Annotated in this window: 21 protein-coding genes; 8 read left to right on the top strand and 13 right to left on the bottom strand. The window is 45.9% G+C overall.

Features of this window, described 5'->3' with window-relative positions:
* Positions 1-6: 6 nt before the first annotated feature.
* The 9 genes from UNH61_RS10740 to UNH61_RS10780 form a co-directional block, all read right to left on the bottom strand.
* Positions 7-1,056: a FecR domain-containing protein gene (locus tag UNH61_RS10740; protein WP_326992106.1), complete on the bottom strand. Its 1,050-nt coding sequence runs from the start codon at positions 1,054-1,056 to the stop codon at positions 7-9.
* Between the two features lie 176 nt (positions 1,057-1,232).
* Positions 1,233-1,835: an RNA polymerase sigma-70 factor gene (locus UNH61_RS10745; protein WP_326992107.1), complete on the bottom strand. Its 603-nt coding sequence runs from the start codon at positions 1,833-1,835 to the stop codon at positions 1,233-1,235.
* Positions 1,836-2,210: 375 nt separating this feature from the next.
* Complete coding sequence (locus UNH61_RS10750) at positions 2,211-3,347, bottom strand: alpha/beta hydrolase-fold protein (protein WP_339070918.1); 1,137 nt, start codon at positions 3,345-3,347, stop codon at positions 2,211-2,213.
* A 385-nt stretch (positions 3,348-3,732) separates the two neighbouring features.
* Complete coding sequence (locus UNH61_RS10755) at positions 3,733-4,047, bottom strand: hypothetical protein (protein WP_326992109.1); 315 nt, start codon at positions 4,045-4,047, stop codon at positions 3,733-3,735.
* 1 nt (position 4,048) lies between these two features.
* Positions 4,049-4,600, bottom strand: a complete 552-nt coding sequence (locus tag UNH61_RS10760) for an RNA polymerase sigma factor (protein WP_326992110.1) — start codon at positions 4,598-4,600, stop codon at positions 4,049-4,051.
* Position 4,601: 1 nt separating this feature from the next.
* Entirely contained in the window at positions 4,602-4,928 is a 327-nt protein-coding gene (locus UNH61_RS10765) for a DUF6249 domain-containing protein (protein WP_326992111.1), read from the bottom strand.
* Between the two features lie 124 nt (positions 4,929-5,052).
* Positions 5,053-5,622 (bottom strand): hypothetical protein, encoded by a 570-nt coding sequence (locus UNH61_RS10770; protein WP_326992112.1) that lies wholly within the window; start codon positions 5,620-5,622, stop codon positions 5,053-5,055.
* A gap of 112 nt (positions 5,623-5,734) precedes the next feature.
* Positions 5,735-7,984 carry an ACP S-malonyltransferase gene (gene fabD / locus UNH61_RS10775; protein WP_326992113.1) on the bottom strand — a complete coding sequence of 750 codons (2,250 nt, stop codon included), beginning with the start codon at positions 7,982-7,984 and terminating at the stop codon, positions 5,735-5,737.
* A gap of 9 nt (positions 7,985-7,993) precedes the next feature.
* Positions 7,994-9,568, bottom strand: a complete 1,575-nt coding sequence (locus UNH61_RS10780) for an acyl-CoA dehydrogenase family protein (protein ID WP_326992114.1) — start codon at positions 9,566-9,568, stop codon at positions 7,994-7,996.
* Between the two features lie 243 nt (positions 9,569-9,811).
* On the opposite strand from UNH61_RS10780, the gene UNH61_RS10785 reads away from it, so the two are divergent.
* Positions 9,812-15,088 (top strand): SDR family NAD(P)-dependent oxidoreductase, encoded by a 5,277-nt coding sequence (locus UNH61_RS10785; RefSeq protein ID WP_326992115.1) that lies wholly within the window; start codon positions 9,812-9,814, stop codon positions 15,086-15,088.
* Positions 15,089-15,107: 19 nt separating this feature from the next.
* Here UNH61_RS10785 and UNH61_RS10790 read toward each other — a convergent pair whose 3' ends face one another.
* From UNH61_RS10790 to UNH61_RS10800, 3 genes are all read right to left on the bottom strand, one after another.
* Positions 15,108-16,025 carry an AraC family transcriptional regulator gene (locus tag UNH61_RS10790; RefSeq protein ID WP_326992116.1) on the bottom strand — a complete coding sequence of 306 codons (918 nt, stop codon included), beginning with the start codon at positions 16,023-16,025 and terminating at the stop codon, positions 15,108-15,110.
* A 14-nt stretch (positions 16,026-16,039) separates the two neighbouring features.
* On the bottom strand, positions 16,040-16,399 hold the full coding sequence (locus UNH61_RS10795; RefSeq protein ID WP_326992117.1) for a DoxX family protein: 360 nt from the start codon (positions 16,397-16,399) through the stop codon (positions 16,040-16,042).
* 120 nt (positions 16,400-16,519) lie between these two features.
* Positions 16,520-16,780, bottom strand: coding sequence for a hypothetical protein (locus UNH61_RS10800; RefSeq protein ID WP_326992118.1), 261 nt, complete (start codon positions 16,778-16,780; stop codon positions 16,520-16,522).
* A gap of 174 nt (positions 16,781-16,954) precedes the next feature.
* Here UNH61_RS10800 and UNH61_RS10805 point away from each other — a divergent pair, with 174 nt between their 5' ends.
* The 7 genes from UNH61_RS10805 (at position 16,955) to UNH61_RS10835 (ending at position 21,580) form a co-directional block, all read left to right on the top strand.
* Positions 16,955-17,125, top strand: coding sequence for a hypothetical protein (locus UNH61_RS10805; protein ID WP_326992119.1), 171 nt, complete (start codon positions 16,955-16,957; stop codon positions 17,123-17,125).
* Positions 17,122-17,289, top strand: a complete 168-nt coding sequence (locus UNH61_RS10810; RefSeq protein ID WP_326992120.1) for a hypothetical protein — start codon at positions 17,122-17,124, stop codon at positions 17,287-17,289. The genes UNH61_RS10805 and UNH61_RS10810 overlap by 4 nt, the downstream gene beginning before the upstream one ends.
* 339 nt (positions 17,290-17,628) lie before the next feature.
* Positions 17,629-18,048 (top strand): hypothetical protein, encoded by a 420-nt coding sequence (locus UNH61_RS10815; protein WP_326992121.1) that lies wholly within the window; start codon positions 17,629-17,631, stop codon positions 18,046-18,048.
* A gap of 72 nt (positions 18,049-18,120) precedes the next feature.
* Positions 18,121-19,161, top strand: coding sequence for a sensor histidine kinase (locus UNH61_RS10820; RefSeq protein ID WP_326992122.1), 1,041 nt, complete (start codon positions 18,121-18,123; stop codon positions 19,159-19,161).
* Entirely contained in the window at positions 19,155-19,850 is a 696-nt protein-coding gene (locus UNH61_RS10825) for a response regulator transcription factor (protein ID WP_326992123.1), read from the top strand. The genes UNH61_RS10820 and UNH61_RS10825 overlap by 7 nt, the downstream gene beginning before the upstream one ends.
* Before the next feature lie 74 nt (positions 19,851-19,924).
* Entirely contained in the window at positions 19,925-20,890 is a 966-nt protein-coding gene (locus tag UNH61_RS10830; RefSeq protein ID WP_326992124.1) for a hypothetical protein, read from the top strand.
* Between the two features lie 12 nt (positions 20,891-20,902).
* Entirely contained in the window at positions 20,903-21,580 is a 678-nt protein-coding gene (locus UNH61_RS10835) for a hypothetical protein (RefSeq protein WP_326992125.1), read from the top strand.
* Here the strand turns inward: UNH61_RS10835 and UNH61_RS10840 are convergent, their stop codons facing one another.
* On the bottom strand, positions 21,581-22,828 hold the full coding sequence (locus tag UNH61_RS10840) for an MFS transporter (RefSeq protein ID WP_326992126.1): 1,248 nt from the start codon (positions 22,826-22,828) through the stop codon (positions 21,581-21,583).
* Positions 22,829-22,856 lie beyond the last annotated feature (28 nt).

Genomic DNA, 22,856 nt, shown 5'->3' on the forward strand with positions numbered 1-22,856 from the left:
TTTCCATCATTTAGTTTTGTAGATGTTAATTATTTTTCCGTTCCCTTTTTCATGTCTGAATTTGCCGACAAAGCCTAACATATCAAGTACGCCGGAAACCGGCTCTGTGGCGGAGAAAGTACCGCTTACCCGGCTGTTTGCCGTTTCCGGGTCAGCGAATACGAGTTGTACGCCATAACGCCGTTCCAGTTGCAGGGCAACGGCAGTCATGGGTTGTTCGTCTATAGTCAGCTCGCCGGATTTCCACTGTTCCAGCTTATATATATCTACTTTCCCTTTAAGTGTTTTACCCGATTGCGGATCATAGGTTACTTTCATGCCAGGCGTCAGCTCGGCCAGTGTTGTTGTTTCTTCCTGATGGATAGCGCTTACACTTACTCTACCGGTGGCAACGGCTACTTCCTGCTGTTGTCCGGCAAAAGCCGTAATCCTGAAGGAGGTACCGAGCACCCTGGTTTCTATGTTGCCGGAATGGATAGAGAATGGATGGTCTTTGTCGGGTTTTACATCAAAAAATGCTTCCCCGAGCAATTGCACATCCCGGCCGTTTTGGGGATAGGCCTCCGGATATTTTAATGTACTGCCGGCTGCCAGGTATACCAATGTACTGTCGGGCAGGGTGTAGCATACAGGAATGCCCTGCCGGTTGCTCTTTTCCACATAGTGTACTGCCGCCATACCGGCGTGATAATTTTTTTTGATCTGCCATCCCGCAAAACCGGCCACTAAGAGGAGACCCGTCCAGATGGCAGCATACCTGAGTGGTTTTCTCAGCTGTATTATCGCCCTGGCCTTATCTTGGAAAGGGCGGCCGCGATGTGGCTCCGCGCTTATCCGCGCCATCATTTCAGCCTGTTTATTTTGGATGATTTCCTGCATTGCCGGATCTGGTTTGGGAGGATTGTCCCATGCCTGCTGTTCACGTTGCGATATCAGGGTATCGAGCAGCTGATGGCCTTCCCGGGTATTTAAAAGCACCTGGACGCGCCTGAGCTCTTCGTTTGTGCAAAAACCGTCCAGAAACTTTTGCAGCAGGTACCTTTCTAATTCTTCCATTTTTATGCTATAAGTTCTCCTATGGAGTTATAACCCCGTATGTTTATAAAGACGAGGAAAGTATGCCGGCACCACCTATGTGACTTTGATTTTTTTTGAAATCCGGGCAGGGAAATATAATGCGCTCTTAAAAGCAGGAACTGATGTACAAACGGTTTTGAAAAGAAAACAGCGGTCTATAAAAGGTGTGAAGGGAAATGGCTGAAAAGCAACAGGGGAATCAATGCCGGTGGGGCATATTCTTTCATTTTTTTTCGTAAGATGCTTAATGCAGCGACCATATAGTTTTCGACGGTATTCACAGAAAGTCCCATCCGTTGGGCAATTTCAGCATATGTCAGGTGCTCTTCCCTGCTTAAAATAAATACCTGCCGACGTTGTGGGCTTAGTCCGCTCAGGGCATTGCGGTATACCTGCTGCGCCTCTTCAGAGAGCAGTTGGTAGTCGGCATCGCTATCTGCCTGATGGTCTTCCCTCAATTCCTCCAGGGTAAGCGCTACCGGGATATTTTTACGCAGGTGGCTAATAACAAGGTTGCGGATAGCGCGGAACAGGTAGCTTGAAAAGTCGCTTTTGATGATTATTTCTTCGCGCTTCATCCAAAGACGGAACAACTGATCCATACAGAGTTCTTCCGCTACCATTGTGTCATGAATATACCGGGAGGCAAGTTGAAACATCCGGGGATAGTACCGGCTGAATAACTCATTATAAGCCTGGATGTTGTCATGACGGCAACATTGCCATAATTCTATATCAGAAGCCTGTTTGAAATCCATCGGCATATAACTAACCGATGCAAAATAGGGTTTTAAAAAATTGACTTTATGTTAAGATATTGTAACCAAAACAACAATAATCAACAGATTGCCCGAAGTGGTGAAAGAAGATAAGGCCACCACTGTCAAGCAGTAGCAGGCCTTTTTTTAACCCGTTCACGGGGGCATTGTTGTCAATGGAACAAACCGTTAAGAGTACATCTTCTGGACCAGACAATGAACAAAAGTAATCGACTCAATAAATCTTCGATAGATAAAATGATGAACGCCGCTCATTGCTGACGAACTTCAATTTTGTCTATTGAAGATTCCTATATCATACAGTTATATGATGTCTTTGGATGAAATCTGCCAGTCTTGTTACTTAATAAAAAGTTAGCGCTTCAGCTGATTTAATTTTTGCCGGGTATAGTCCTGGTTTTTGTCAAGTTCGAGCGCCTTTTGGTATGCAGCAATTGCTTTTGCAGTATCCTTCAGTGCAACGTAACCATCTCCCAGGCTGTCAAATACGTTGGCAGAAGCAGGATAGTTCCTCACGTTCAGCAAGAAAAAAGAAATGGCTTCTTTGGGCCGGTTCATCCCAAGCAATTGATACCCTTTGCCATTGACGATTCCTTCCGGTGGCAGCAGGCGGTAACCATATATTGCACTAAGTTTCGTGTAATGATCAGTGATCTGGGCCACAGTGGTATCGCTTTCGGGTAATGCCATGTCTTTGAAAATAAAGGTAAAGGCGTCGTAATAAGCCCTGAGCGGTGAACTGGTATGTGTTTCTCCAGGATAGGTTTTGTAAACAAAATCAAGGTCCGAGGGGTGCCGGGTAAGCAGGTTGTTAAAGTTCTCAAGATCCTGGTAGAATACACCTCCTTCTCCGGCAATACTAAAGTATAGCTTTTTATTCCTGAAGGTTCCAGGTTGTAATTGATTCTGCAAATGGTTAATCAGGTATTCGTCATCCCACCATAAAGAGGGGCTGATACCAATATAGGCTCCGAATAATTCGGGATGACTAAACAGTGCATGTACCGATAGCAGCCCGCCGAGTGAATGACCGGAAAGGATGCGAAATGGAGCTGCCGGGTAGTGGCTGTTGACATAGGGTATGACCTCCTTATCCAGGAATTGTAAAAACTTTTCCCCGCCACCGGAGGTTTTTGTGGAAGAGGTGGCGCTGGTATCCGGAGCACTGACCGGATCTTTTTTATCGGAATGTGTGGGCGTTAAATCGCGTTCCCTGTCATAACCATTATTATCGATGCCTACAATGATCATTTCTGGTACAGACAGCGTATTTTTTGCAGCATAATCTAAGATACCCGCTACCAATGGTAAGTGATTCTCCCCGTCCAGTACATATAATACCGGATAAGGCCCTTTGGCTGAAGGATTCCTGGGGTTGAAATGTATAAATATCCTGCGAGGCTCGTTTAAAGTGCGGGAGTGGATGGTAATCGTGTCAGCAGTTTTCCAGTTATTTCCCTGTGCTTTAGTTTGGTTGTATGAGATCAACAAACCCGGCAAAATTATGCAGGCAATATGGCTTTTAAACATGTGAGGGGATTTAAATAGTAAGTTATGTTTAAAATCCGATTTCCTGTTAAGTTTTTATGATTTCATGAATAATGCCTGTTACGTATGTACCCACACTTTAAGCCGGATTGGATAAAATAGCAAAAAAGCTGGCATACAATGCCAGCAATTTGATGGGTGGTCTTAAATCATATTATTTCAAACCAAGACTGTCTAAGTAGGAATAAAATTCGTCGGTTTCTCCCACGAAGTACCTGAGAATTGTTCCGTCTCTATTGATAATTACTGGCAAAGCCTATAAGGCAATAGCATGCCGTTATGAAAAATGTCTTTTTCATTTGTGATACTTTTATTTTAGTGAATAGATTTATAGCGAGACGCCGGGCTTGACACGGATGGTCATGATAATAAAGCTAATTACGCCAACGGCAAATGCCTGTAATAAAATGGAGGGCATAATATTATCTGAATAGGAAATAAGACTCAGTGAAACAAGGGCTAAACAGGTGAAAATTGCTATGATGTAAAAACGGAAAGACTTTCTTCGAAAAGCCGCATAAGATTTGTCTATATCGGCTTGCTCTCTGATAAACTGCATACACTGGTCATCAAAAGAATGATTATTCATTTCAATTTTTGAAGACGAGATAAGCCCTAATATTTCATTATCCTTGAGTTCCAATTTATTTACTTTTTTTTGTTTGAAGTTCCTTTACCAATTGAAGGATCTCTTTCTTTGCCCTATGTAAGGTAACTTTCGTTTTGGAAGTTCCCCAGTTCGTCAGTTGGGATATTTCTTTGATAGAATATTCATCGAGGTAAAACAATATTAAAGCCAGGCTTTTATCGCTGTCCAACTTGTTCAGGGCATATCTGATCAATTGAACATTATCATTTATCTCCGGTGATTCGTTTGTCCAGATGAGATTCTCGTTGAAATGCTCCGATAAAATCACCTTTGGATTTATTTGCTTTCTTTTCTTGTTTGCTTCATTTATAACAATCTTGATTAACCATGTTTTAAAGCTGGACTTTTTTCTAAATGCCTTCAGATACCTGAAGGCGTTCAAAAAAGCATCCTGTACAGCTTCTTCGGCAAGATGCCTGTCGGCCAGGATCGTAGATGCATAAGTAAACAACACATCTTTGTATTTCACAATAAAGAACCTAAAAGACTCCGCATCTCCATCACAAACTTTCTTAATATATTCAAAATCAATTGAATCATCGTTCACGTCAGAATTTTTTATATTTATTGGAAATCACCAATGCTATTCCACAGCAAAGAACAAGTATGCCCAAAGGAACGGCATTTACGTTGGCTATCCTGGGCGCAACCAATACCAATACCGATATAAGGATTAAACCAGCTCCCAGGCCAATAGCTATCACGCCTAACTTCTTCCAGATAAGCGCAGTGTCATCATTTTTAACGGCGTCCGGATTTATTCCCTTCTCGATTAATCGGAGGCGCTCCAGGTGCCTGGCCCTATGGGAGAAATACCATGCGAGAAAAATAAAAGTTCCCAGGCTTATTAAGAGTATTGTTACGGTAATTGACATTTTCTGTTTTATATAATATTAGATACGTGGAAAAACAGAAAGGTTACATTTTTTAAACTAATTTTTCATTGGCGCCCCCGGAACCCGCGACACGTCAAAGCCGGAAGCGGTGCAGTTTAAGTAATCATCCGGCAGAGAGGTACAAGCGAAGGATATAGGACATTTCATACAGCAGAAAAGCAATTACCAACGCGCCGTGGAATGTTCTGTTACTTATCCTGATGGCCGTCAAACACAGTATCACGTGGACAATATTGCGTGCGGGGTATTCCCATCCGAAGTGATGCAGGTACAGCGTGCCCTTCATCATGGTATCAACCACGTCGGCCACAAAGGAAAATCCCAATACGCCAAAAAACCATTTTCGTCTTGAAAAAAAATAATCCTGGTAGCCATTGTATTCTTTTACATCGTCGGGATATAACAGGGCACAGAGCAGAAAAAAAGTGGTAATGAAGGATATGACGAAAATATATTCAGGGAATGTCCACTGTTTGATGGTATGTAAGGGAATTTCCCACCACCAGAAATGTATTAATAGGATGAAAATATACCCTACCCAGCTAAGGTGTATCCAGTAAGGTCTTTCACGTCCCGGATGCTGAATGAATTTAGCGGTGCCTTTTAACAGGTGAGCGATACTGAGGCTCAGGATAAATCCTATTACCATTCTTACGTGGCCAAAAGTTTCCATAGCAAGTATTTATATGAATATAACCAAATGCTTTAAGAAAACAAAGAACAGCGGTACCTGTTCATTTCGTATAGGCGTTATGGAGTGGCGCTGATAACACGCATCATTTCACTCAACTTGATATCAGCCCCCCAAAGTAATTCAGCCGCTTATTCAGCACCTCAGCCGCGCCGTTCATAATCATTTCCCCTACCGCATCTACATGACGGTTGTACCAGCTGGTATGACCTATCCATTGGTTAAAGGCGCCCAGTGCGGGGCCGCAATTCACCTGGAAATCTGCTTTGCTCTTTTCATCGCCGCTTAGAGCAGCTCTTATCGAGTAGCCAAAATACCAACGGAACAGGTACGCCATTTTCTGTTTGGGATTGGCGTCTGCTACCCGTATGTTTTTCCGTGCATAGTAGGTAGTTACCTCCTGATATACATCCTGGAAAGATTGCCTGAAGTATTTCTCCTGTAATTGAATCTTTGTTTTTTCGTCTATTTCATCGAGGGAGTTATGCTGACGATAAAGGTCATAGAGTTTCTGGGCCCTGGCAGGAAATAGTACGCCTTTTTTTAATACCTGTACTCTGGCGCCCATTTCAAACATATCTCCGGCCGGAGCGTATGCGGTGTCCTGCTCGTTTACATGCTGCAACATTTCCTTTACCAGGTTGCTTGCCCCTGATTCTATTGTACATTGATTGATGGAACCGGTAAGGATAAAATCAGCGCCCAGGATAAAGGCTGCTGCGGCCGCTTCCGGTGTTCCGATCCCTCCGGCCGCACCTATTCTGATCTCCCGGCTGTACCGGTAGGTGTTCATCGCCTCATCCCGTTGCCGCATGATGGTAGGAAGCAATGTAAACGCCACGCCCATATCTGTGTGCCCGCCCGAATCAGCTTCAACGCAAATGTCATCAGCCATAGGGATATATTGAGCCAGCGCTGCTTCATCCGGCGTGATAAGCTGCTCCTGCAATAGTTTTTTTACGATCCGCTCAGGCGGAGGACTCAAAAAGGCTGCGGCTACTTCCGGACGCGATACTTTCGCCATCAGACGGCGGGGAATTATAACGGAACCGTTTTGCCTGCGCGCACCGCTGATACGCAGCCTGGCGAGGGTGGGCGATATTTCCATATAAGCGGCTGCTTCTATGTTCCTGATATGGTACTTGAAGATCAATGCGGCGGTATCTTCTTCTCTTGAACCATTCAGCAGATTGATGCCATAGGCTTCTCCATTTTTTAGTTTTTCCTGTATGTAGATAATGGCACTTTCTATTTGCTCCTTCTTTAGTCCGCCACTGCCGAAAAAGCTCATCATGCCTGCCTGCCCCATTCTTACAACCAGTGCGGCAGAAGCTACTCCATGCGACATAGCGCCGGCAACGTAGGCATATTTCAGGTTGTAGTCTTCCCGGAAAGCGGCAGAACCAAGTATTTCAGGGTTTATCCCGGATGAGCCACTGGTAGTTGCCGAAGGTTTACCGGAAGTTTTTGTAGCCGGGATTAATGGCGTAAGATCCGGCATCGGCCTGTCTTTGATAAATGAGAGTATTTTGGTGAGTGTTTCTCCTGGTCCTGCTTCATAAAATGTTACATTACCTGGTTGCATCAGGCGGCTGATGCTTTCATACCATCTTACCGGACTCGTGATCTGCTGTTCCAGCAGGTGATGGAGCGAGGCGTCGGTATACCAGTCGGCGGTAGCATTAGAGAGTACTGGTATCTGCAGTGGTGAAAATGTGACGGTGCTTATGAATGCACCATATTCAACGGCCGCTTCTTTCATGTACCTGGAATGAAAGGCGCCACTCACATTCAGCGGAAAGGCAAGCCTGGCGCCATTGGCTTCAAAGATATGCCTGGCCTTTTGCATATCTTCCTGTTTACCTGAAAGTACAATTTGATGGAAAGAGTTATAATTGGCGATATCTGCTCCTGTCAGGTCATGGCATGCAAGTAAGTCTTTCACGGTTTGCATGTCGAGGCCTACCAATGCCAGCATGCCTCCATCCTTTATACCAGCCATCAATTCGGCTCTTTTTTTTACAAGCCTGAGCCCTGTTTCAAAAGTAAAGGCCCCGGCTGCAAATAATGCTGCGTACTCGCCCAGGCTATGTCCTAAAACAACATCCGGAGCAGGTTCAGACATTCGTTTATCCATATACGTGAGCACGTCAACGATATACAGAGCGGGCTGTGTATAGCGCGTTTCGTTCAGCAGATGTCGCGGGTCTTCCATGCAAAGCTCTTTAACATCATATCCCAATATATCCGCGGCTGATTCCAGTATCGCGGGATAGCGATCGAACAGGTCTTTCCCCATTCCTTTGCGCTGAGAGCCCTGTCCGGGAAATATAAATGCTTTCATGCTGTGTAGTTATTTCCTGAAATAATCATCAACGTCGTATTCCTCATCAGGAGAGAGCATATCTAAATTGCCGATATCATAATTGATCTTCTCTGCATACGTGGAAATACTATCGATGTTATAGTCCCTGAAAACAGACTTGAAGTCGTTTAGTTGGGTGGTGAGCAGATGGATTTTTTGCCTCGCGTAGCTAATCACGGCGGGATCAGGACTGGATGCAGTGCCGGCGTAAACGGCCAGTAATAATACCCACGTCAGCATATTGCCATTGTGAAATGCGATGAGGTTAATATCCTGGAAATTTCCTTTTAATAACTCCCTGCTTCTCTGGTATACATTTTCCAGCTCTGCTGCCAGCTGCGGTTGCCGTAATTGCGTTCCCACCAAATCATAGAGCTGATCTTTATCCAATGCCCGGATATGTTTTGATCCCATATAGCTGACAAGCACTTCAGAAGGGCCCTCAAAGATCCGGATCACCCGGGCGTCGCGCATTAGCTGGGGAAGGTAGTTGTTCTCAAGGTATCCGCGGCCTCCCGTGCATTGCATGGCTGTATCCACGGCCTTCCATACAAATTCTGAACCCGCCACTTTTGATATGATGCATAGCTCGGCCGGGATACGATGTATATCTCTATCTGCGGCAGAAGCGATATAATTTACGAGTGATTCCAGCAGGGTAGCCTCCATAATGCTGCTACCCAGCTGCTGGCGGGTAATCGCATTTTTCAATAGTAAGCCGGTGGAAACTTCCCTGCGTGATGTATAGCGATACATCAGCTGGATACATTTTTTCATAGCGCCAAGTAATGTGGCGCCAGCTGTCATCCTGGCCAGCATCATAGCTTCATTCGCGATTTCCATTCCTTTTTCCTCACTGCCAACCAGGTACTGCTGCTCCAGCTTCACAACATCAAGGCTGATCCGGTTCTGTACCATCCCCCGCATGCCCATGGTGAGTAACTCTTTGCCTATCCTTACTCCTGGCTTATTCCGCGGTACTGCAAAGCAGGTGATACCACGGTCTGGCGAATGAGTGTCGGCCAGTTTTACGAACGTAATAATGAGTGATGCCCATCCGGCAGATCCGATCCACATTTTGTTTGCATTGACAAGGTATCCGTCATCTACGATGGTGGCCTTTCCCCTGATAGACATTGGGTTGGAGCCAGCGCCGGGTTCCGACAATGCGAAACTAACCAGTTGCCTGCCCTGTGCCAGCGGACTAAGGTATTCTTCCCGAAGTTGCGTGCTGCCATATTTCATCACAGGTAGTATACCGAGGAAATTGTGATTGCCCAGCAACGTAGCGAGCGACAGATCAATGGATCCCAGTTGCTGACAGACGCGCATCGTAGAGGATATATTCAGACCCAGGCCTCCGTATTGTTCCGGTACATTTAATCCTAACAGGCCGTGCATGCCTGCTTCCAGTATTACATCAGGCGAAAAACATCTGCGTTGGTCGTGAAGCAATGGCTTGTATTGATTCTCTGCGTACCATTGCAGCCATTCTATCACTGCATGACTCTTATGCATTTGGGTATTAACAGGAGGAATACCTGTTGAAGTTGGGTTTTTCATAAAGATAGTTTTCCTGAGCCCGCCGGCGTTTAAAAAATAACTAATGGTTATCGCACAATTTTTTTTCTAATTTAAATAGTTTTTTTAACTTAATCATTCTCTGATGAAAAACCAGCGATAGAATGTTCAGATAACCATATAATCAGGTAACCTAATAAATCGCGACCCTCATGAAAACCATTCCCTCAAAAGGAAAAGTTGCCGTTGCCGGCGTTGGGCGCCGCGTTTCTAATCAACAGCACTATGAAAAATTCTGAGAAAAAACTTGTCTGCAACGACAACATGGAGATTGCCATTGTAGGTGTCGCCTGTCGTTTTCCCGGCGCGGGAAATTACCAGGAGTATTGGAATAATCTTGTACAAGGGCGCTCCAGTATCAGTGAAATTCCTCCTGACCGCTGGCGCTGGGAGCATTACTGGGGTGAACAACCTGCCAGCAGGAAACGTAGTGTAAGTAAATGGGGTGGTTTTATTGCAGATATAGATGCCTTTGACGCCGGTTTTTTTCATATCTCCGGCCGTGAGGCGCAAACGATGGACCCTCAGCAACGAATTATGATGGAACTGGCGTGGACTTGCTTTGAAGATGCCGGTATACCGCCGTACCAGCTATCGGGCAGGAGTGTAGGCGTATTTGTGGGAATGTCCAGTATGGATTACAGTGACCGGCAGATGCTTGAGCATGATTTGGAGGTGGAAGCACATCACTCTACCGGTTCCGCCGCAGTGCTGGTGCCCAACCGGGTTTCCCATTTTTTTAATCTGCGTGGTCCCAGTTTTGCAGTAGATACTGCTTGTTCCAGCGCGCTCTACGCGGTGCATCTGGCTGCTCAGTCGATATTACAAGGCGAATGTAAAATGGCGCTGGCAGGCGGTATCAACAGCTTGCTGAATCCAATACAATATTCATATTTCTCCAAAACAGGTATGTTGTCGCCCACCGGTTCCTGTAAAGTATTCGATGAAAGTGCCGACGGATATGTAAGGGGCGAAGGCGCCGGCCTGGTACTGTTAAAACCGCTTAAAAAAGCATTGAAACATGGCGATAACATCTATGGTGTAATAAAGGGCAGCGCAGTCAATCATAACGGTAACACACATACGATTTCGTCACCAAGCTCCACCGCCCAGGCGGAAGTAATTCAGGCTGCCATGCAAAAGGCTGGTATTACACCGGATACTATCAGCTATGTAGAGGCACATGGTACAGGAACGCCAAAAGGCGATCCTGTTGAATTTGCCAGTCTTACAAGGGCTTTTAATTCATATGGTCAGGCCGGCAGACCCTGGCCCTATTGCCACATCGGTTCTGTGAAAGCTAATATCGGTCACCTGGAAGCGGCCGCTGGTGTTGCCAGTCTTGTGAAGGTATTGATGGCGATGAAACATCGCCAGTTGCCCATGCAGCTGAATTTTAAGAAACTCAACCCGGGTATTAATATGAACGATTCGCCCTTTACACTGGTGAATCAATTGCAGGAATGGGCGCCGCTGAAAGACAGAGAGGGCACTCCTTTACCACGGAGAGCGGCCATTAATGCTTTTGGTTTTGGAGGCACCAATGCACACCTGTTAGTGGAAGAGCCTCCGGCAATAGCGCAACAACCACACGAAACAAGACCAGCAGCCCTTGTTTGTATATCAGCCAAAACCCCTGCTGCGCTGCGTCGTAAAATGCAGGACCTGCTGAACTGGCTGGATAAAGAAGGCAACACTTGTACTATCACCGACGTCGGTGCCGCGCTGCTTACAGGAAGAGAACACTTTGCTGTCAGGTTCGCCTGTGTTATAAGTTCCATGCAGGAGTTGAAAAAAATACTGCATCAGGCAATGGAAGAAAATGCGGAAGGAACTGATAACAGGAAGAAGGACGTTCCTGGTTCTCTGCAACAGCTGCAATCATACAGAGAGGCTGTCAGAATGGCCAAAAAGAATAAAGATCCGCAGACCTTTACGGAGGGGCTTCAGATACTGGCTGGTCTCTATATCGACGGCTATAATACTGACTGGGCAGAGCTTTTTAACAGGAAGAAAATACGGCGTCTGAATCTGCCTACATATCCATTTGAACAGAAGAAATACTGGATACTCAGGGATACCATCACTCCCGGACCGGCGATAGAAAATAAAGTTGTTCAGACATCGCACCCCCTGTTGCATGACGATGCGTCAACACCTTCGGAACCACGTTACAGCAGCGGGTTTTCCGGAAATGAGTTCTTTTTGTCGGATCATGTTATTAACGGCCGGGTTATACTGCCGGGCGTGGCTTATCTTGAGATGGCCCGTGAGGCTATCGCAGGGAAAGTAACAAATCAAAACACAGATGGCAACACCATTGTGCTCAGAAACGTTGTCTGGGCACGGCCTTTTGTGGCAGAGAAAGAAAAAGAAAACGGACACCTCTATACAGGGATTAATAATAACATGGGCTACTACATCTACCAGCAGGATGAGAGTGGCAGAAAAACGGTATATAGTGAGGGAACTTTCCGTATTCAGACAGCATTAACAGCACCGGTGCATGATCTGGTTTCATTGCAGGCATCCTGCAATAAGAGCGTTTTTTCCGGTGAGCAGTGCTATGAGCTTTTCCGGCAGAGAGGCATCCATTATGGACCGACATTTCAATTGCTGGAAAAAATATACACCGGTGAAAACAAAGTAATGGCCAGGTTATCCGCATTGAAGGAACAGTCATCAGACAACAACTTCCTGCTGCACCCGGCTTTGCTGGATGCGGCAACCCAGGCAGCCATTGGTTTACTCGCCTCCCTAGAGGGGAAAGGACATCCCGTAGTACCCTATGTTCCTTTTGCACTAAATGAGCTGCTGATTTATAGCCCTTGTACTTCAGCCACGTGGTCGATTGTCAGCTATAGCAATGAAAGTGTAACAGATGAGAAAGTGCGGCAACTGAATATTGATGTATGCAACCCGGATGGCAGTGTTTGCGTTCAGCTGAAAGGCCTTATGCTGCGGGCATTTGAAGAAGAAAAACCTGTTGCGGAACTCGGGGAGGAGCCATTGTTGTTGTTTGAGCCTGTCTGGAAAGAAGCGCCGGCTTTAGCACACGGAGGAGAGGCACCGGGTAGCAATCATCTTGTGGTATTGTGTGGGTTAGACCACATCAATCCTGCTGATATATCACGTGCAATGGAAGGCGCCCATTGCATTCCATTAATGCCCGCGCCGGGCGATATTGCCAGGCAATTCAACGCTTATGCCCAGGCTATCGTGGAAAGTGTGCAGCAGCAGGTGCATGCTCAGGGAGGTCGTATTTCGATGCAGATTGTAGTAAATAACTACGGAGAACAATCCGCGCTAAGTGGTTTCTCTGGTTTGATGTATGTACTCCATAATGAGTATCCCGACGCTGCCGGGCAATTGCTGAGCGTTGCTGCGGGAGAAACGGCACTGTCGCTCGCCGTTAAACTGAAAGAGAGCGCCGGCATGTCTTTTCAACGTCATATCCGCTATGTCAATGGCACGCGTCAGGTGCCGGAATGGGAGGAATGGAAGAACACTCCTTTGGGCATCAGTCGGCCCTGGCAAACAAACGGTGTTTATCTTATTACCGGCGGCGGCGGTGGCCTTGGATTGCTTTTCGCCGAGGAGATCGCCAGGCGTTGCAAGAGGGCCAGGATTATCCTGACAGGCCGCTCTTCACCAGATGCACGGCAGGAAGATCGGTTTCAACATCTCCGCCAGCTCGGGGCTGAAATTACCTACCGTCAGGCAGATGTAAGCCGGAATGCTGAGGTGGCAACTCTCTTTGAGGATATCAGAAAAAACTACGGGCAGCTTAATGGCATCATACATGCAGCCGGTGTATTGCGCGACAACTTTATAGTGAAGAAAACAAATGCAGATATACACGACGTTTTAGCTGCTAAAACCAACGGCATTGTAAACCTGGACCAGGCCTGGGGCAGGCAGCCGCTTGATTTTTTCCTTTCATTCTCGTCGGTGGCAGGTGTATGGGGTACCGCCGGCCAGTCGGACTACGCCATGGGAAATGCTTTCGTTGACGCCTATACGCATTACCGCAATGAATTGGTGGCAGCCGGAGAGCGCAAGGGTAAAACAATTTCTATTAACTGGCCATACTGGCAGGAGGGAGGAATGAAATTATCTTCCGCAATTATTGATCAATACAGGGAGAATACAGGTATGGCACCGCTCACAACAACAGCCGGTATCAGCGCTTTTTACGGGATCATGAGCGCAGGCGTCAGCCAGGTGATGGTTGTACAGGGAGATGTCGTGAAAATCAGGAAACTCTTGTCGCCACCTGCACCGAAGAACACGGCTCCTGTTCCACCGCCGTCGCGGAATAAAATGCCGGCGGCTGATTTGGGCACATTGCTGAAGGAAAAAGTAGCAGCGCTATTACAGGTAGATATACAGGAAATTGATGAAGACACCCCATTGATTGAATATGGATTCGACTCTATTTTATTTACAGAATTCGCAAGAAAGTTGGGTGATACTTTTGGCGTGGAACTGAGTCCTGCCGTATTTTTTAGCTATCAGACGCTGAAAGCGCTGGCGGAATATCTGGTAACAGACAAGGGAATATCAGGTAGTAAATCTCCGGAAGCGCCACCCGTTTCCATCAACAGGGATGTTGCTTTTCCTGAATTGATCCAGCTCAATAAAGGCACAAGGGAACGCCCGGTTTTCTGGCTACATTCCGGCATGGGCAGTGTGGTGATGTACAATAAGCTGGCACAGCTTACAGAAAGGCCTTTCTTTGGTATTCAACCCCGGGGTTGGGCAGGTAGCCATGATCCCTTGAAAGGTGTTGTTGAAATGGCAGATTACTATACCCGTATCATCACATCCGTTCAGCTGGAAGGCCCTTACGACCTGGGCGGATATTCACTCGGAGGAACGCTTGCTTATGAGATTACACGGCAACTGCAGGCCGCTGGCAAGTCAGTGAATTCAGTAGTGATGATCGATACCATTACCGGACCGTTGCTCAAAGAGTTTATGGTGAATGGCAATCACGCGCTGCTTATACAAATGAATCTCCTGCTGCATTCCACTATTCATTACAGCGCATCCGGAATGACAGGATTGCTTATCCGGAATGATGAAGTGGATTTTGAAACAACAGAAAGCGCTTTCATTGAGCAGCTCATCGCTCTTTCCCGGAAGCGGGGTATGGAAAGTTTGCTGACGGAGCTGCCGGCGATGTTACACCGGCATACAAAGGTGCACCTTGCGTTTGAGCCGGACAAATATGCGCCGGGATTATTACCCGATCCGGCAGGTTTTGACTGTTACTACTTTGGTAACAGAAACAACCATTTGTATGGTGATATGGAACCTTACTACAGGCCTGTTACAGGGAATAGTCAGTCGGCGTTACATTACAGCCACGACGAGTGGAAGCGGCATATACCGCAGTTGAAGTTTATAGAGGTGGATGGCAGCAATCATTTTACTATGATGTCTGAGCAGCGTGCATTGAATGGCATTTTACCCGTGTGCGAAAGGCTGTACGCATGAAAGATAGTATCAGGCTTGTTTAATTGAACGCTTGCCGGAATGCTGACGGGGAAAGACTGGTTTTGCGCTTGAATAATTTAGTAAATGATGGAGGATGGTCAAACCCCAATTCGTAGGCTATTTCACTAACGGATAAAGCTGTTGTGGACAGCATTTCTTTTGCTTTTTCAATGAGCTTTTCATGGATGAACTGCCGGGTACTTTGGCCTGTAAGCGTTTTTAGTAGCCGGCTTAGATAATTGGAGGAAATATTTAATTCACTGGCGATAGATTGAACCGTAGGCAACCCTTTGGTGATTAAATCACCATTGCTGAAACAGGTATGTAGTAATGCTTCCAGACGATCGAGGATTTGGTGATTGGTAATTTTACGGGTCATAAACTGCCGTTCATAAAACCGTTCCGAATAGTTGAGCAATGTTTCAATGTGCGAGATAAGGATATTCTGGCTAAACCGGTCGGGGTTGCCAAGATATTCCTGCCTGATGTTCGCTATGATTCCATTAATGATAATCTCCTCCTTTTTTGAAAGAAACAGGGCTTCATTAGCAGCATAGCCAAAGAAATCATATTGCCTGATGTGTTTGGCCAGCGATGTATTCCACAGGAAATCAGGATGAATCAGCAGCATCCAGCCTGATTTCTTTATAACCACATTTGGTTCAACTTCAATCCTGAATACCTGGTTAGGTGAAATAAAAAACATAATGCCTTCATCGAAATCATACTCCTGTTGGCCATATCTTAGTTTGGCATTCAATCCTCTTTTGATGGAAATATGGTAGAAGTCCAGCACCCAGTTTGCTTCACCGGCAATGGGAGGGCGTTTAATATCGCTATAGTCCACTACGCTGATGAGCGGATGTTCGGGAGCTGGTAAGCCCCTTAGTTTATGAAACTCGGTAATTGTTTTTATTCGTGTCGGATTCAGTTCCATATTGCAAAGTTAATTCAGAACCGGTAACAGGCAACAACGAACGAAAGTACCAATGCAGATAAAATTACCGGGAGTGGCTTATATGTTTTCCTTTTAATGTGAAAAATGGTTGCGCCAAACATGACCAGGCAGAAACACATAGCGGTAACAGCAGTAAGAGACGGGCAAATGCTGAGTGCCTGAGGTACAAGGATACCTATGGCTCCAAGCGCCTCCAGGAAACCAAGAATGATAATTGGTACCGGATTCCCGCCGAAAGGGAGCGCCTTATTGTTGATCATTTTTTCTACCGGGGTGGATAGTTTCCTGTAAGCGCCATACCCGAACCAAATTGCCAGAAGAATTTGAAAAATCCAAAGTGTCAGGTTATTCATTTTTCTTGTTTTTTGTTAGCACAAAGGTCAGTAACAACAAGAAAATAGATTTAACCCAATCCGGCTTTGTCTTATCCAAAAACAGACTCATTGTATAGCTGTTTGCGGTCATACAAAAAGCTATTCAATGAGTCTGTTGAGTTGAGAGTTCAGGTAATGGGCTATTAATAGCCGGTTGCCCTGTCTATCTGTTTTGTACAGATTCCAGGCGTTGGCGTTGATAGTTTCCAAATGGAAATAGAGGGAGGTGTTCTTCAGTTCTCTTTTCACCCAATCAGGGAAGGCATTGGCAGCCCTGGCTTCTTCCCAGGTTCTGACAGCATGGAAAATAGCTTGTTTGTCGGGGCAGGAGGAGGCAGATTTATCAGAAAGATTCAGCACGTATGTTACTCCCTGACCAATAGAAACAGCCTGTATATTCTCGAATTCCTGTACCGTAGAACTGGCATTGAGGCCAAAATTTCCACCGAACGAAGAAGGGAAATAATTTCCAAAGGTTACGTTCCGGAGATCTTTTCCTTCAATACCCCAGGTTCTTGTTTTATTACTGTAAAGATGATCTCCTCCACCAACGTTCCATACGCTGTGATAATGCCAGCTGCCTCCGGAAAGGGTAGCGCCGGTGATCCTGATCAGATCAATACCTTGTTGCCTGGTGGCATCGAACAGGCGCCTGTAAAAGCGGCGATCATAAAAGCACCCGCCTGTATGTTAATGGAAAGATGATACAAAACCTGCAGGGACAAAAGGTGAGTTTCCCTGGTACGAAAGACTCGATGACGAAAGTGCAGACGCTGTTCTTTCCATTGAAATATGTGGGTGATGCGTCGCATGCCTTCAAGGGCGTGATAAAAGACATTAAGGTCTGGAACAGCGCGGACAAGCTATAGTAAAAAGAACGGTTATCCCTGTAATCTGGGATAACCGTTTCAGAACTGCCTCCGGAAAGAATGCTCATTTCATCGTGAAGGTTTCATCGAATGAAGTCCGGTGGGTGCTTCCCGGTTGGTTCATCCAGTATTTTACCCTCAGGATACGGCTTTGGGGATCAAACTTGTTGATCACCCATTGCCCAGGCTGATGCAACGCCTGTTGCCCCGGTAATAAATCCTGAACCCTCTTGCAGGGATTTTACTTAATTTGGCAGATAAATATCCTATCCGGACAAATCCATTTTACAACCCGTTGGCGCATCATTTAATTTTGGATGAAACAAAAAAAATTGCACCATGAAAGCTGTTTTTGGTAAATCCATTTTTATCCTGTTGGCGGGAGCTGCATTGCTAAACGCTTGTAGCAGAACGGAAGAAGCGCATACCTCCCTGGATGAAGTTAAAGGAGATTGGGTACTATCCGATCTCATGCAGGTGAACGGCCAGGACGGGGCGCCCCGGCTGGCAGCAGATCTTGAAACAATGAATTATTCATTAGTGCGCCTTTATGGCGATGGAACTTTCAACACTTCCGGGATGGCGAAAGGTAATTGGGACAAGCAGGGTAACAATATCATTTTTAATCCCGGTACCGGTCAGCGTTTAGCCGTCCGGGTTACCCAGGCAAATGACAAGAACATGATCCTGGAACAGACGTATGATCCGGCCGGTAACAAAGCAGGAGGAACCATTTATTACCAGTTTACTAAAAAGTAATGGAAAGAGGTGGAAATATGTTTATCAGGCCGCTGTTTCCACCCTTTTTTTATCAGGCAATTCATCAATGAAATGAAGAAATATATAGTACTGCTGCATATTCTTTTCTGGATATCAGTACCATTTATATTGACATTTATTAGCTGGATATACCAGTTTACGGCATTCGTTCCTGTAAAGGGGATCATAAGCCGCAGTTATCTCACCGTATTTTACCAGACCGCCCTGATTAATTTTGTATTGGTGCTGGTGGGATGCGCTACTTTTTATCTTACTTTATCTATTGCCATTTCTGCTGCCGGTAGTATTTTTTTAAAGAAGACAAACATCATCAAACTACTGCTGATATTGGTGCTGCCAGGCATGTTAATCTTGTTACTCAGCAGTGTTTCATTTGCCGTTTACTGGTCATTCGGATACTTCCTGCTCAGCGCCTATCTGGCAGTTGTGCCTTTTGCATGGATGGGTATATTATCGGCTGTGGTACAGACGTTAATCACTACAAAAGATGAATTGCTGTTGCTGGAAAAGGTTAACACAGCAGCACAGCTGGATCTTGTGAAATCAAGAACAGATCCGCATTTTCTCTTCAATACCATCAATAATATAGATTCGCTGCTGATAAAGGATCCGGAAAAAGCATCGCAATACCTTAACAGACTTTCCGGCTTATTGCGATTTATGTTGTATGAATCGGCTGCCGGAGAAATCCCGCTCGCGTCGGAAATCAATTACATAACCGAATATATTAATTTGGAGAAGATCCGGTCTGTTAATCCGGAATTTGTTAAATTCAGTGTACATGGTAATGTCAATGGCCATCTGGTGGCGCCGATGGTATTTATTCCGATCCTGGAGAATGCGTTCAAGCATGTTAGCAGCAGAACTACTGCGGCGGCAATAGTGGCAGAGCTGGATATACAGGATCGCGAAATAGTTTTCAAATGCATGAATATGTACGACAGCAATAAAAGAAGTACCCTGATGAATAACGGCCTCGGCTGGGGGCTCATCAGGCAGCGACTGGAGCTGCTCTACGGAAATCGCTACCGGATGGAAGTGAATAAACACGAAATGTATTACGAAGTGGTGTTAACGTTATTTAAATGCTGATTGATTGCATAGTTATTGAAGATGAGCCACTGGCAATGGATAAAGCAATTGATTTTATCCACAGGGTACCGTATTTGAATCTGAAGCAAACATTTCACCGTAGCATGGAAGCTTTGCTATACCTGAAAGAAAACCCGGTTACACTGGTGTTTGTGGATATAGAAATGGAAGAATTGAATGGATTACAACTCATAGCCTCGCTAAAAAATGTGCCATGTGTAATTATCACTACCGCCTATGAACAATATGCTTTAAAAGGATATGAACTGAATGTGACCGATTATTTGTTGAAGCCGTTCGATTTCCCGCGTTTCCTGAAAGCAGTGGAGAAGGTACATGAGCAGGTGCAGAACAGGCGTGCGGAAGTAAGGGATTTTTTCTTTGTGCAGTCGGAATACCGCAGTATTAAAGTTTTTTACAGCGATGTAATTTACATTGAAGGAATGAGGGATTATCGCTGTATTTATACCGAGAAAGAGAAAATACTCACACTGCAGACTTTCAACGAGCTCGAATCGCTGGTAAACCGCGAAAAGTTGTGCAGGATACATAAATCATTTATGGTGGCGATAGACAAAGTAGCGTTTATTGAACGTGGGCAGGTGAAGATCCGGGATAAGATGCTGCCTGTCAGCGAAACCTACAAACGCGACTTTTATGCACTGCTGGGGTTTAAAGATGTAAGGTAGCCTGACAATGGTTGATTTTTTGGATAAGTAAATATGTTGCCTTATTTTAGGTATCGAACACTAATTCCGGCTGTATGAAGGGTTTTTGGAGATACTTCTGGCTACTGTATATACTATTCTTCGCTATTCCCTTTCCCATGCTGCTTTACTACAATGCGGAGGATAAAAGTACCAGCGCAACCGCGCCCTGGCTGGCACTTACCTGGCTGGCCTTGTCTGTATTACTGTGGATAGCATTGCTGCGAGGCTGGTTCCGCAAATGGATATTGAATGTTTTTATTATGAAGAATAATATCCGGCGACTGGCCCAAACCGGTACCAGAGCAGTCGCCAGGGTAGTGGAAAGTAAAACGTTGACGCGAAGAAGGAAAGATATAGTGGCCATGCAGATGAAAGTCACCTTGCAGAATTTCTCAGGAACAGAGATTAGTGAAGAGCTGGAAATAAATGATTCCAAGCCGGAACTGCAGCGTTATGATAAGGGAAAAACAATTCACCTCCTGATAGACCGAACATTGAAATCTGTTCCATATTTATCAGTGGAAGACACAACGGTGACTGTAAAAGTGGCGCGGTTAGCAGCACAGATTCTCGGTTGGGTAGTTATCCTTGTGGCGGTGCTCTGGTACTATGATTATGCTTACACGCACGAAAACAATGGCACCGGCTGGCGCTTTTTGAAATTTTATCATCCCCTTGTACTATGTCCACTGATCCTGCTTGTAACGCGCGTTGGGTTGCGGAAATTATTGGATGTGCTTGGTGGCTCGCCTTCGGAACTGCTTAAACTGAAATATTTCGGACTTCGGACAGACGCCGCGATTGTGTCGGCCACTCAAACCGGCACTTACATCAATGAACAGCCGCAGGTGAAATTTGAGTTGAGTTACCAGGATTATAGTGGTCGCGTACATACGGCTACGTTGAAGAAAATTGTTTCGCTGCTGGATCTGGGAGTTGCACAACAGAAAACTGTACCTGTATTTTACCTGAAGCTGAGCCCCGGCGTGGTGGCCTTCGCCAGCGATATAGAAGACTAAAATAACAATATTATGAACCAGAAGGGCCTGCTGATGATAACATTAATCGCGATGTGCTGCTCCTGTCAGCGATGGAGGGATTCCATACATGACACGTTCTATGGTACGCCCGTGAGTGATGCCGGTGCACCAAATGTTGCCAGCCTGCATAGCGATACAACTATTGTTGTAAGCAGCACTACCACCACCGTAACATCTTCCTTTACTCATACTGTTAAAAAAGATTTCCTGCGTAATACGGCTTCGCTGAATGCTGCTGAGCAGGCTTTGCGCCGCCTTCCTGCCTATGCAGGGAAGAATATCTATCTCTATAACATTATTCACTTTTATGATAACGGAAGAATAATCGCGCAGCTGCAACATCCGCAGCGTCCTGATTATGTAGATGAATATGATTTCCATGATGGCGCCTGGGAAGGACCTAAGCCGGTGCAGTTATCTGTGCATGATGATGTTAAAGGTTCGCTGGTCAGACTTGATTCCCTGCACTTTGAAAATGTAGCAGGCGTGTATAGAAGCTATACCACAAAAGCAGCATCCATTGAAGGTGCTGCGCCTGTAGATTATATATATGCGCTGATCCGCGATGGTGGGTTCAGTTGGTATCCCATCAGGATCAATGGCAGCAGGGAAAGGTACGCGATCAGTTATAATCCGGATGGTAGTATTAAAAACTTTTTCAGGGAATAATCAGGAAAACTTCCGCGTTGTTTCCTTCATCCTGATCCAAACCAGCACACCGGAGAGAAATGTTACAAACCCTGCAATATGTACCGCCCAAACGAGGCCCAGGAAGTTAGATACAATGCCTGCCATCACTGCTCCAACGGCATAGCCGATATCCCGCCAGAAACGATATACTCCCAGAGAAGAGGCGCGCCACGAAGGATGAGCCGCATCGCTGACAGCCGCCAGCAAGGCCGGATAAACCATGGCAGTACCGATGCCTAACAAGATGGAGCCTGTTAGTCCGGATGTAAGCGGAGGAAAGAATTCGAAGCCTATCACGATATGCCCCAGCACCTGCACAAACATTCCCCATACGATCAATGGCTTCCTGCCGATACGATCAGCCAGCGGTCCGGTGATGATCTGCCCTGCGCCCCATACAACCGGGTAAACTGCTTTGATCCAGCCTATACCTTCCAGGCCAACGCCCATCGACAAAAACAGCAACGGAAAAACGCCCCACGACATACCATCATTCAGATTATTAATCAGGCCTGCCTGAGAAACTGCAAAGAGGTTCTTATTTCTCAGAGAGGTTTCCCTGAATACCCATAACAGATCGGGCTTATGCAACTGCTCTCCCGATGTGGTAGCGGCCACCTGTGCCGATTCCAGCCGGGCATGCTGACGGGTATCCTTTATGACGAGTATCGATAACAGCAGACCGGCAATTGTGTAAAAGATACCAATGAAAAACGGTTGAGGCCTCAGTCCGTAATGCGAGGCAAGGTAGCCTGTCAGCAAAGCTGTTAGTCCTACGGCGCCGTATCCGGCAGCTTCGTTCAATCCCATGGCAAGTCCTCGTTTCTTAGGACCTACCAGGTCTATTTTCATATTAACGGTCATTGACCAGGTGAGCCCCTGGCTGATGCCGAGCAGTATATTGGCGGCAATGATCCAGTTCCAGGTTGGTCCCCAGGCCAGAATAAAAGGCACAGGTAACCCAACAATCCAACCGAGTACCAGCACCCGTTTGCGGGTGTATTTATCAGCCAGCACACCGGAAATAAGATTGGTGAAGGCCTTGACTACACCAAAGGCAATGATGAAAGAAAACACCACTATGTCGGAACCTATCTTAAATTCTTCCGTACCTACCAGTGGTACGATGGTTCTTTCCAGTCCTACCATGCCGCCTACCAGCATGTTGACCAGTATCAGCAGGGTGAATTGTTTCCAGTTCTCTTTTAACCCTAACTTAATTTCCACGTATGAATAATTTGAGCCACTTTTAAGT

The sequence above is a fragment of the Chitinophaga sp. 180180018-3 genome, from assembly GCF_037893185.1.
Lineage (GTDB): Bacteria > Bacteroidota > Bacteroidia > Chitinophagales > Chitinophagaceae > Chitinophaga.